The sequence below is a fragment of the Aeoliella sp. genome, from assembly GCF_965227375.1.
Lineage (GTDB): Bacteria > Planctomycetota > Planctomycetia > Pirellulales > Lacipirellulaceae > Aeoliella.
This window is the reverse complement of the sequence record NZ_CBDDFX010000001.1, coordinates 160,275-172,037: the sequence shown is the minus strand read 5'-3', so window position 1 is coordinate 172,037 and position 11,763 is coordinate 160,275. Positions and strand designations below refer to the sequence as shown.

The following is an 11,763-nucleotide window of genomic DNA, read 5'->3' as shown; positions in this document are numbered from 1 at the left end:
GTGCTAGATAACTCCACCACTCGCGTCAAGAAACGCCCGAAGTCTCAATATTCCGGCCATTATGCCATCGAAGTCGGCGTCGTAGTCCTCCTTAGCGTCGCTCCACTTGAAAAGTTCGATGCGACCCTCGATTTGGGCTAGTCCGAGCTCCGCAATCCGATCCGCCCATAGCTGCACGCTGCCTGAAAGCAGACGCCGGAAGCCGATGGGTTGCCTTGCCTCCAAATCAGCCTTGAGTTGTGCGTCCACCACGACGAGTCGTGTGTCGCTCGTGATGACGCGTCCCGCCTCCTGCGCCGTCGGATAGTCATGCTCGGATTCCGCCTTCACGAGTTCTTTGTGGCCGAGCCCGCCCTTGTCCATCAGCTCGCGACGCATCGCCTCTGTGACAACCTCTGCCGGCGGACGCTCGTTTAAGGCGTTCAGAGTCATCAGATCCCTCAGTACAGGCGCCGAGAGTTTGGCCGCCGGGTGTGATGTCACCTTCTCACCTACTAGCTCGAAGTCGAAGACCTCTCCGCGTCCGCGTTCGCCATGTCGGTTGACACGGCCCGCGGTCTGCAGCGTACTCGCCGCGGTGAAGCGTTCACGGAAGGCGGACTGGAACGACAGGTCGACGCCCGCCTCAACGCAGCTCGTCGCCACAAGCACCCAATCGTCTGCGTCACCCGACAGCTTCTCCTCAATCCGCTTCAACATTCGTCCACGGTCGTGAGGCGTAAGTGCGGTCGACAGGTGCAGGACTCGATCCGCACCCGCCTCTTCCCGAATTGCCCTCGCCACCACCGCCGCCGACTGGACCGTGTTGAGGATCACCAGCCGCGGACCATGGGCATTCAGCACGTGCTGGATTAGCTCGGCTACCGTTAGGACCGAGCCGCCGTTCGTGGATGAGGCGAGTGTGGAGTAGCAAACTCGCTGCTGCTCGGCGGCTTGAGCGTCCTTCGCTTGGGGCGGAGGCATGAGTTCCCGCAACCGGCACGGTTCGCCAACGATCTGAGGATCCTCCCAGAAGCGCGCGAGCGAACCGCTGGCCATCACGAAGCGGCAGTTCCATGATTCTGCCAACTCACGAACCCACTTCCAATTTTGCGGCCAAAGATGCGTTGGGAGCGCGGCATGCGCTTCGTCTATAAAGATAGCGCTGCCCGGCACCGAATGCAGCTTTCGCAAGGCGGCGGGATTGGCGGCCGACAGCGTCTCGAACAAGCTCACCGCCGTCGTCAGTACGATCGGTGCGCGCCACAGCACAGCGAGGTCACGATCCCGCTCGCAATGGAAGTCAGCCCGGTGATGGTGCTCTACCAGGACATCCTCGGTGCGCTCGCCAAGCAAGACCAATGCCTTTCGAAGCGTCCGGGCTGTCTGCGTGAGGATGTTCGTGTACGGGGCGACGATGATTAGCCGGCGCTGCTCCGGTATCTGACGCATCGCCTGCCGGATCAGGTACGCAACGACCGCGGTCGTCTTGCCGATGCCGACTGGTCCCTCGCAGGCTACGAGCGGGTCATCGAGTTCGCTCGCGAGGCACGCATCGAAGAAGTCACGGCGACGGCGATTTCGCTCACGCTCCTCAGAAGACTTGCCGGCGGGTAGACCGTGAACGTACGCCTTGAGTTGTTCAAGACGCTCTGCCCACCGTGGGGCTTCTGCCCCTTTGGGAAAGGCAATGCCGCTGTAATGCTGAGCGGTATCGGCATGATCGGCATCCACAAGGCAGGACAACGCCAGTCGCATCGTAAGCCCATGCGCCGCTTCCGAATCCGAAAGCGCGATAGGGGCTAGAATCGAACTGTCCGACATGACGGAACGGTGCTGCGTGACATATTCATCAAGACGTTCGTCCGTCCGCTGCTCCTGCGCCTCGTGTTTTTCACGGTCGACTTCGTCGTTGCGACGACCGCGCAGCTTTCTGCCGCGTCCACCGTACCCGAAGTGCCGCGTGTAGGTAGGCAGACCCGGTGCGTGATGGGCACGGACAAGCCATGCAGCAACCAGATGACTCGACGCCATCAAGTGAGCGACGCCCGCATCAATGTGATCGACGTAGTCGTCCTCAGACATCTTGCTCACATCGCCTCGAAGGAGCGATTGAAAGGTTTTGTCAAGCTTGCCGAGATCATGCCACATTGCCGCTGCCGCTATTTCGTCCGTGAGCCACGGCGGCGGACTCGCGGCGTGACACAGCATCTCAGCCGCACGCGACGCAGTACCGCAACAGACGTTGTGAACATGGTCGACGTACGTCTGCACCGGAATACCTTCGCGAGCCGAGTGGGCGAGCGGAGGATCGCCCTTCGTTACGCCGTCGCCTTGTCCCATTGCTTGATACCTAAGTCTTCGAAGTCGCTAAGTCGGTCCCGCACCTCGTCCGGCAACTTCGTCGGGATGTCATACTCGTCGATGTCCGTCGACGGCTCCTCCGGCTCGTCCCGCTTCTTCGGTTGTAGCGAGTCTAGAATCAGCGAGTCGGGGCACGACCCGAGCGGCGACTTGTGCTCCGCGTACCAAGCGTGACGTACCTCCACGAATGGCCGCACGGCCGATGCCGTGGCGTGGTAGGCGTGCGGAATCAAGAACTTCATCAGCTCGATGTCTTTCGTTCCGCAGCCGTTCTTGCCGGCCATCATCGGGTTGACGAAGAACGGCATGACGTAGATGCCGTGCCGTACGACGCGCCAGCCGAGCGGGGCCATGCCGCGGTCCTTGCCCTCTTGCACACCGCTCTTGTTCGTGTTCGTGGTTCGAACGACTTCAACGGGCGCGACGCTGACACCCGGGCCAAATTGCACTGTTCCCGTGCTGATGAAGTGGTCAACGCCACCTTCCGGCACGTCCTTTTCCTTCATCGACTCGAGAAACGTGTTGCCGAAAACGCGACCGTCCCAGTAGGCTGCGGCGAAGGTCGTGGCGTTCATCTGCTCGATCTGCTTCCGGTCGCGGCCGCGTTGCTCCAATATATCGAATCCTTCGGCCGGTAGGCCGAGCGATTGCCGCGCTTCGGTCATCGCCGGGCCATCACCATCGAGAACGAGATCGCGAAGCTTGCGCTTGTAGCTAACAGGCGAGATCAGCCCGCGGCCATCGGCGTCAAACGTGCGTGGTTCGCTCTCGGCGTCGGGGTCACCGTTGGGATTGCTGTTGCGGACCTCGATAACGAGCAGGCCCGTGCCGCGGTTGAACGTCTCGCCGTTACTATTCTTCATATCTTTAGTCCTGTTCGTGGTTTGTGGTTTCGGTGTCCGATGACTCGTGGTCCTGCTTGGGAAGGCCTGCCAGATAGCCCAGAAGAAGTTCCGCGCGGTCGGTGTCGTCGGCAGGTGTCGTCGGCAGAGTGCTTGCCAGTTCCGCAGCTAGCGGCTTCCAATCCCGGGCGTGGCGCAACGCGACGCGGATGTCCCAACCGCGTTGCTTCTTTGTCTTTTCCTTTGAGGCGATGAGACGTTCCGCCCGTTCCCTCGCGCCACTCGATGACCGGGCCCACGCACCGTACGGCTTCCACCGCCGGCAGAGCATTTCCAATGCTCGGACCGGAGACTTCTGGGCGGCGGAGAACACCTGATTCCCTAGCAATGAAGGAGGCAGCTGTCCGCCGCGAACATCGGCACAGTAGCCGGCATGAACGGCATCGGCGGCTGCGAGCATCTGGCCGAGCTTGTAAGCGGGGCTGTCGGTCATATCAGTAACCTCATGTCGACCTAGTTTGTGGAGCAAGGTGCACAAGACGGAGATGGTGCGGAGCGCCTCGCCGCGGTTGAATGGTTTCAGATCATCCAGGCCGCGGCGGCTGGCGTGGGCACAACCGACTACGAGGGGCGCTCGTCGACGCAGCACCAGTCGAAGTACACGGGCCGCGCGTCGCTGGGCAGCTTTGCCCTTATCGAGAAAAATCGCAATCGCTTCCGCGGCAGTGATCCCGATGGCGTCGGTGCTTTCTGTCCCGCCTCGCACGAAGATGGGCCGAGTAAAGCTGATCAGACTCAACGGTGCGATGTTCGGCGGGGCCTGGTCGACGAGCTTCTTTCCCTTCTCCGGCACCGGCAACGTTAGGTGGGGCGGCAGAAGTCGTCGCGCCGCGCGCCAGTCCTCCGCGGCCTCGACTAGATGTTGCACGCTCAGCGTGTTGCTCGCGATGGCCTTCCGGTTTCCGGGGTCGACCCGCCGCAAGACCGCGAGACGAACCGGGGTTTGCGGAAGTCCATCCTCTTCTACCTTCGCCTTGACCGCGTCGACGAGTTCCTTGGTCAGTTGTTCGAGATCTCGCTCGGATGTGACCATCTCCGCCACCGGGGCGTCTGGGGCGGCGGCGACGTAAGCGAGCATGAGGTCGGTCTGTTTTGGCCGCTCACCCGGAATTCCCCGCCACGTCTTACCTTCTCGATACTCCTCGGTTAGCGCCCGTGCCGCGGCAGCCAGCCGGTCGATCACAACCCTACTAACTGGCATCGCTTTCCCCTCTGCCCGCGCGTAGCGTTGCAACGCGTTGATCGCCCTGTTGCGACTATACAACGACGTTGGACCGATCAGTGGAAGTTTGGGATTTGGAAACGACTCTTTCAGTTGCGGATCATTGGTGCCAGTTAAAGCACAGGTCACCGTTGCTCTAGCTCCTGACTGAGATGGCTGTTCCGTAGCTTGGAGCGCCTCGCTCACAGCGTCGCGAGAATCCGGGTGCCAGATAGGCGTGCTGAGCGAACTAACTACGCTTGCATCGTTCGCATCGAAAAGAAGATCAACTTCTGAAACAGCCTTACCTTTATCAAAGGCACCGACAAGTACGCCTGCGGCAACCTTCACAAGTTGATCGTCGGCGCTATCTTTAACGGCGGCGAGCATACTGTTGGCTAGCTTTGCGGCGACCGTTCTTCGCGACACCGTGGAATCAGCGAAGAGACAGAATCGCCTAATAGCTTCAGCAAAGCGCCGAACGGGCGGCGTACAGTCAGAGCCAATTATGCGAGTTTGCAGCCCTTCAAGCCATTCGGCGAGTGATTTGCTCATCAATTCGCCGGCATCCGGGTTGACCTCAGCTTCCTCCGACAAAGACAACAACGCTAATCGTTGTTTAACCGCATCGCGACCTTTAATGTCCAAACGCCGACTATCGTCCTCCGTCACTTGCCAGACCGGCGGCCTAGTGCCTCGCACGAGGGGGAACGCCTTCTGGTTGTCGCCGAATGTCCAGATTGTCGTGTCAGCGGGAGCAGGTCGGACTCCTGAAATGTCACCGTCCTGGTCCAACAATACGACGCAGATCAGTTTTTTCCCCGCGTCTTTGATCCCAGGGTGCCTCGGCGTCATTGCGACGCCGGCCGTGGCGAGGCCGCGTTCGGCGATAAGTAACTCATTGAGCATCGGCTGCCCCCCGCCACGCCGCCGGCACGTCGTAGTTCAGCACGCCGTGCTCGACGCGAAGATTTTGACGGTAGACCGGTCTGTATCGCCCTGACTGTGGCGAGTCCCATACGCCGAGCAGCATCGACGGGATTTCAACGGGCGCGTCCGGCGTGCCGTAGTCAACGTCGACTTCCGTCACGTCCTTGCGTGGCGGGCCCCAGTAAGTGCAGGTGAACTCACTCCACCCCAACGCCGGTGTACGATGACATCGTCCCTGGCGAAGCCGGCGTTCGAAGAGGTCTTTGAGGTAATGCCGCGGGTTTCGGCCGGGCCCACCGTGCGTGCCGGCGACCGTGGCGTGCAGGCGATAGCAGACGCCGGACACCGCGGTGGCGAACACCTGCATGCTGCTCCCACCGGCGGCGACACCTGTCTTAAAAAGCTTCGCCTTCCGCTCCGGTCCGCCGTAGTTGTTCGCATATCGCTGAAAATGGACTCGACCGCCGTCATCGCCAATCCGCCGGCAGACTTCAACTCTTGTCGGACAAAACCATGCGTCGCCACTGCTCAGGAACGCGATCGACTCGAACATCCCTTTCGCCGCTGACCAAGTCGGCACCGGATAGGAAGTTGGCGTAGCTCCCGTGTCCGGTCGCGCAAACATGGCGACGGGGCCGGCCACCTCAAACGCAACCGAATAGGTCTTGCTCACTTGAACGCACCGTGTATTCAGAGGAGATAGCCACTGCCAAACAAAGCTATGGTAATGCTGTGCGCATGTCAACCCATTGGGTAGGTTTCCTCCAATTGTTCTAGTGTGACGCTAATATCTTACAGGTGGCCACGGGCATTGGCCGTAGGAGATCATATCTTGTTCTTAACTGTCGTCCGCAGAACCCGGTTGATACCCGGCTATAGCATAGGCCACAAGCCGTCCGACCATGGCCACCGTTTCCATCGCATGCTGAGCCCCCGCTGTGGAGTGGTCAACCCGTCCCGGTGACTGCTCGATGTGCCCTTCAGGGCCCTTAGGAGTTCGCAAATATGACTGAAATGCGTCCGCGTACTTCCCCAAATCGTGGCACAGCCCAGCGTATTGCCCCCAGTGGCCTGCACTGAAGGCTCCAGAAACGTCATTGCCAACTGGGATACATTGTTGAGATGGGCCTCAAGAAGCTCCCAATCAACTTCGGGGCGATCGGGCAAAGTGTGAGCGAAGAAGAGTCGGTGATCCACAATTCTGGTCCCCCCTTTACGTCGTAAGCTACTCGACGAAAGATAACATTATCACCTTAAAGTGGTAATTCCGGCAACTCCCAAGAAAGTACTACCTTACCTCATAGTTCCAATGTCGCTGCTAGGCCGGACCGTCCTGCTCTGGCGCAGTCGACCGCTCCGCCTGCCGGAGTTCCCGTTCCGTATTGTACGCTTCCTGCATCAAATTGGCCGCCTTTAAATAATCGACGCTCGATAGGTACTCCGTGTCGTGCCAGTTGCCGGCCGCATCCTGATAGGAGCGAGTGAGTTTCCCCGAAAATCGTACACGGTCCCCCTCCTCTTTTGGTTCATTGCGAAAGATGGCAATCCGCATCAGCCCGTCGCGAAGTTCAGCTACAGGGCGGTTGGAAGTCGATTGATCATTTGACATATTGATGAATGCTCCATGTTGTTCGTTTTCAAGAACTCCATCGCTACGTGATTCGCCTGTTGGTTGTCAACGGAAAAAAGACGCTACCTATAGCGGTGTTGGCTGCACGGGTATCGCTGACGGATTGGGCTTGTGTGGCGGCTTCTGAGGAATTAGATCGTTATGCGCGGCGTCGTTAAACGTGACACCAAGGATATAGTCGGCAGCCGCCTGCCCTTTCGCTGCGGCCAGAATCACAAGCTTCTTGTCACCGTTGATCTTCTTACGCCAACCATCAATATAGGAGGCTGCATTCTCGATCGTCGGCGGACTGATCCCGGCATGCGCACACAAGAATGCCGCCCCCATCTCAGCCACCAGCTCTTCCTTGCCATATTCTGGCGACCCAAATACATGGCCACCGATATCGCTCTCGGCTTCCCGGTTTAGCCGCTTCTCGGCGCCCGTCGAATGCACACATTCATGCCAGAGCGTAGCGTAATAGTCCTCTGTAGTTACAAAACGCTCCGGCTCCGCGATCCTGATTTTGTCTTCCCGTGGCAGATAGCAGGCAGCCTTGCCGCGATGTTCGATCGTGGGTGGATTCCGATACCCGGCGAGGATCTGTTCGCACCGCTGGATCGGTGTGAAGTCATTTAGCGGTTCCTCCGGGATCTGGTCCGGAGCCGTGACACCGTCACACTGTTCGGCGTTGAATACAGTGTAGTGCCGGAGAACGGGCAGTCGGTCAACGTCGCCCGTGTCGGCATTCTCTTTCTCGAACCAACGCCAAAAAATGACGCCCGTCCCTTTCTCGCCCTTTTTCACCGAGCCACCACACTCCTTAGCTTGCTTGTAGGTCAACCAATGCGAAGAACCATAACCCTCCATCCAGGCGGTGAGCGCCAGCAGAAACACGTTGATGCCGCGATACCGTTTGCCGGTGGTCATACTGGTAGGAAACCCGGCGCCACCACGCCCCATGATTGGGTGTCGCCACGGGGGAACACCCTTGTCGAGGTATTCGAGGATTTTTTCCTGGATCTCCTGGTAAATGTCTCGCTTCGGTTGTCGCTTTGCCATCTCAGATCGAAGTGAAGCACGACACATACAACCATGGCAAGCGTTTTGTGAAGGGCTGATCGACAGGTCCACCACGAACTCGAATTGTTCCGGTCGGGCGAACGCAGCTACAGGTAATATGGACCCACCAGGAGCCCAAGAAGAAAAGCTTGCCCCCCTACTCCCAGATGCGCTAAGCTTTCGGTGCTCGACGCGGTTGTCGAGCCGGACTTAGAAATCCGTCTCGCATTCGGCTCCAGGGTCGGATGGCCGGTGAATAAGGCCTCGGGTCGAATAGCCGGCGGCTTCGCGAGAGGTTTTCTAACGTCCGATCACCAGTCTCACGAAGGAGCCACTGTTATGTCGACAACACCAAAGCTTCCCCACCCCGCTGAAATCCTCCGCCGCCATCCTCCGCCGCCATCCTCGGCTCGACCGCCTGGTCACCCGACTACTCGGAAGTCCCGAAGCAGACGAAGAATTTGCCAAGCTGGAAACGATGGAGAGGAGCGAAGCTGGAAAGCGCTAGGCAGAAGCTTTGCTCGCGCGCGATTCAAACCGCCCTACTCCCGCCAGGTGGGCCGCAGCGATGAGCTTGTTGTCGTGCGTGGCAATCTCCGCGTCGAACTTCAGCGCCAACCAGAGGTAGGCCGAATCGTAACTGGTGAGACCGTACTCGTAGGCGAGGCGAAGAATATCGAGGCGGCTATCTGGAGAAATCGTCTGCATGGGCAAATCGTTGCTGGCCCTCAACACAAACGCCTCGGCCAGCTCAAGATCGATTCTCCCTCCTCTCACGCCAAGCGACAGGATATTGAGAAGTTCATCCCAGAAGATCGGCGGCACGTAGGCGACGCCGTCAATGGCCATACGGCTAAGCACCGCGTTGGAATAGGTAGCGTCTTCGTCGAGTAGTGCCAGCGGCAGTATGGCGGAAGCGTCGATAACCAAGGGCACTAACGGAGTCCCCGGTGCCGATCTTCAACAATGTCCTCGATGGCGGTGTCTCGCAGCTTGCCTCGAAAACCACGAAAGATGCCAATCAGCTCATCTGCCGAGCGGCGGGATTCTACGGGCTCGCCCAGCTGCTTTCGCAGCGCAGCATCCGCCAGTTCATTGAGCGAAGCCTCGGGCACCCCCTGACGAGCCGCATAAGATTGCAGCTCGCGATACGTTTCCGCTGAAATTTCGATGGTAGTGCCCATAGTTCACGATACTACGATTTCGCCCACAAAGGCAAGAAAAATCGACCTCATCTCAGGTTCAAAGACTACGCTACTACATCATGGATTGCGCGACTCCCCTACTCCCAGCACCCATCCCTCGACCATCTCTTCATCCCTATCGCCCAAAAAAAGGGTACAACTAGCCCTCCTGCAAAGCAGATTACGATGTTTCAGTGGTGGAAAACTGGTCTCAGGAGCTATGGCGAAGCCAACCCATACGCAAACTCCCCCAACCAAGACGGCTTTTTCGCACTCAAAGCACTAATTAATAGATTGTTAACCTTTGTAGGGGACACATCTGTCTCCACTCGCTTTCTGCGACTCCCAGGCAACTGACACCACTTGTCCGCGTCATACTCGACACCACCCTGCTTCCAAAACGGCAGCACACAGTCCATGATCCAAATCCTGAGCCCAATAAAGAACCCGGTCCGGCGGCTTTTGATCGTCTGCGTCCGGATGTACCCAAACTTCACCAGTTCCTGAACGTATCGCTGAATGGACCGTGGGCAGCGATTCATAATCACGCCCAGGGTCGTCTTCGTCGTATCGGTAGAACGCCCCCTCCCCGTCCGTGCAACCAGCACCTGCAACAGCGCCTTCGACTGTGGCGTCAGTCGATCGTCCCGAGCCGCCTGGGTGGCCATCGCCTTGGCGAACTGCTTACTGGGATGCGGAGCCGCGCGATCGTGCCGGTGCGGTGGCGCGGCCCGATCGTGCTTGGAGTCGACCGCCCTCCTCCGCCTCGCCTCGAAATCGGCCAGGTCGGCTTGCTGCTCGTCACCTGTGATCCAGCCCCGCGCAGAATCCCGCCAGTACTGCGGCGTGTTGTAAGCCGGCCGCTCGTAGAACCGCGGTTTCGGACATTTTTCGATGTCTGACCTCCACTTCGCTTGATCAAATAACTTCTGCTGAACGGCCAGGGCTTCTGCCTCGGCTCGTTGCTTCCGCTGCTCCGGGGAGCTGATCGGAATGGTACTGAACGAGTGAGTCGGTATAGAAACGTGCTTCATAGATCATATCGCGTTCCCTCATCAGCCTCGCGCCACTCACGGCGGCGGCCAGCAATCCAATAGGCGTGCATAAGTGTTTGCCGAATCATTTATGATTTGCATTGCAGGTCGAAGAGCGCTAGACTGAAGGCATCAAGAGATAAGAGCCCCGCTCTTCCGAGATTTCAAAAAGCCACCGTTCCCGCGGTGGTTTTTTGTTGATGGCAGCTTCTTTCGGGGTGACGCCCTCCTTGGTGTGGTTAAAACAATGGGCTCGCCAGAATAGCCGGCCCGGTGAGAACACAATGGCCACGATTCGGCCCTGCTGAAAACCACTGTACACGATTCTTGCACAGCTTTCGACTAAAAACTGTCCACAGGCTGTCTGGTCACTGCCCATCAGCATGACCACCCTACTCACCACCCGGCAGTGAACACCCCTCCTCCGCGCCGTGATCTCCCAGTATCTCCGCCGACACCTGTGGTGTGCAGTTGGTGGTCATTGGTCACCAGAGGTGCACAGCCACTACCGACCAGAGAAGCCGAACACTGACCACCCGTGGTGGCCACCTGGTGGACACCCCACCACGAACGACCCGGGATTAGGGCAGTCGTTTCTGCTTGCGCACCCCTTAGTACTCGTGCTACGGTGACCACAGATTCGCACCACTGATGAGCACTGACCACCCATGACATCCACGAAATTCAACATCACCGAAGCCCACCGCATCACCGGCAAGAGCCGCACCACGATCAAGAAGCATATCAAGCAAGGCAAGCTCTCCGCCGAGCAGGACGACAACGGAAACCCCGTCGTCGACGCGTCCGAACTCGTCCGCCTTTATGACGTCAGCACTGCAGACTTCGAACGGGCCACACCCAACTCCAAATCCTCCAAAGGTGTGCAGCCCAGTGGTGGTCAACCCGCTGGTCAGTTGACCAGCAGTATGCAGCAACTGCTGGACTCGGAAGTCCGGCTGCGGAAGCACCTGGAGCAACAAGTCGATGAACTGCACGAGGTTCTTAAACGCACCCAGGAGGGTCACGAACGGGCCATGCGCCTGATCGAAGATCGCTCGCAATCGTCGAGTGAGTGGGAGAAACCCCTCAAAGCCCTGCAGACGCAAGTCGCGAACCAGGAGAAGGCGCATCAGAAGTTCAGAGAACTCGCCCATAAACGGATCGCGAAGGTCCAGCAGGAACTGGAGCAAGAACGTTCCAAATCCTGGCTCGTGAAACTCCTGAATAGGGAGTAGGGAGGATCGGCGTTCGAACACTCAACTCCACATTCCGGAATTCCGGTAAGATGCAACCTGTGGATGAATCTTTAGCCGCGACTGCAATGTGTTGCATCGGCGTCACTCGCGTGACAGGGTGAACCACACCTAAGCACTGCTTAGGAGACAAGCCTAACATACTTTTTAATACTTCCTTCCCATAATCCCTCTACTACTATTACCCCACACCCATCTTCAATTTGCATCGTCCATTGCCGTTTCATTTCTTCCATGCTGCATCC

11 protein-coding genes are annotated in these 11,763 nt (G+C 58.5%); 2 read left to right on the top strand and 9 right to left on the bottom strand.

Going from position 1 to position 11,763, the window contains the following annotated elements:
* Positions 1-3 precede the first annotated feature (3 nt).
* The 8 genes from ACQK2L_RS00850 to ACQK2L_RS00815 all read right to left on the bottom strand — a co-directional run bounded on the left by ACQK2L_RS00850 (position 4) and on the right by ACQK2L_RS00815 (position 8,983).
* Positions 4-2,322 (bottom strand): DEAD/DEAH box helicase, encoded by a 2,319-nt coding sequence (locus tag ACQK2L_RS00850; RefSeq protein ID WP_425395040.1) that lies wholly within the window; start codon positions 2,320-2,322, stop codon positions 4-6.
* A complete protein-coding gene (locus tag ACQK2L_RS00845; RefSeq protein ID WP_425395039.1) occupies positions 2,301-3,206 on the bottom strand; it encodes a type I CRISPR-associated protein Cas7 in 906 nt (301 codons plus the stop codon). The genes ACQK2L_RS00850 and ACQK2L_RS00845 overlap by 22 nt, the downstream gene beginning before the upstream one ends.
* A gap of 4 nt (positions 3,207-3,210) precedes the next feature.
* Positions 3,211-5,355, bottom strand: coding sequence for a hypothetical protein (locus ACQK2L_RS00840; protein WP_425395038.1), 2,145 nt, complete (start codon positions 5,353-5,355; stop codon positions 3,211-3,213).
* A complete protein-coding gene (cas5, locus tag ACQK2L_RS00835; protein WP_425395037.1) occupies positions 5,345-6,049 on the bottom strand; it encodes a CRISPR-associated protein Cas5 in 705 nt (234 codons plus the stop codon). Before cas5 ends, ACQK2L_RS00840 begins: the two co-directional genes overlap by 11 nt.
* A gap of 165 nt (positions 6,050-6,214) precedes the next feature.
* Positions 6,215-6,487 (bottom strand): CRISPR-associated endonuclease Cas3'', encoded by a 273-nt coding sequence (locus ACQK2L_RS00830; RefSeq protein WP_425397405.1) that lies wholly within the window; start codon positions 6,485-6,487, stop codon positions 6,215-6,217.
* Positions 6,488-6,694: 207 nt separating this feature from the next.
* Positions 6,695-6,985: a hypothetical protein gene (locus ACQK2L_RS00825; protein WP_425395036.1), complete on the bottom strand. Its 291-nt coding sequence runs from the start codon at positions 6,983-6,985 to the stop codon at positions 6,695-6,697.
* Between the two features lie 87 nt (positions 6,986-7,072).
* A complete protein-coding gene (locus ACQK2L_RS00820; RefSeq protein ID WP_425395035.1) occupies positions 7,073-8,047 on the bottom strand; it encodes an ArdC family protein in 975 nt (324 codons plus the stop codon).
* A 504-nt stretch (positions 8,048-8,551) separates the two neighbouring features.
* Positions 8,552-8,983, bottom strand: coding sequence for a type II toxin-antitoxin system VapC family toxin (locus tag ACQK2L_RS00815; protein ID WP_425395034.1), 432 nt, complete (start codon positions 8,981-8,983; stop codon positions 8,552-8,554).
* A 14-nt stretch (positions 8,984-8,997) separates the two neighbouring features.
* On the opposite strand from ACQK2L_RS00815, the gene ACQK2L_RS00810 reads away from it, so the two are divergent.
* Positions 8,998-9,210, top strand: a complete 213-nt coding sequence (locus ACQK2L_RS00810) for a hypothetical protein (protein WP_425395033.1) — start codon at positions 8,998-9,000, stop codon at positions 9,208-9,210.
* A gap of 239 nt (positions 9,211-9,449) precedes the next feature.
* Here the strand turns inward: ACQK2L_RS00810 and ACQK2L_RS00805 are convergent, their stop codons facing one another.
* Complete coding sequence (locus ACQK2L_RS00805) at positions 9,450-10,265, bottom strand: hypothetical protein (RefSeq protein ID WP_425395032.1); 816 nt, start codon at positions 10,263-10,265, stop codon at positions 9,450-9,452.
* 668 nt (positions 10,266-10,933) lie between these two features.
* Here ACQK2L_RS00805 and ACQK2L_RS00800 point away from each other — a divergent pair.
* The gene (locus ACQK2L_RS00800) at positions 10,934-11,500 is read left to right on the top strand and encodes a hypothetical protein (RefSeq protein ID WP_425395031.1); all 567 of its coding nucleotides are present in this window, start codon (positions 10,934-10,936) and stop codon (positions 11,498-11,500) included.
* Positions 11,501-11,763: the final 263 nt, after the last annotated feature.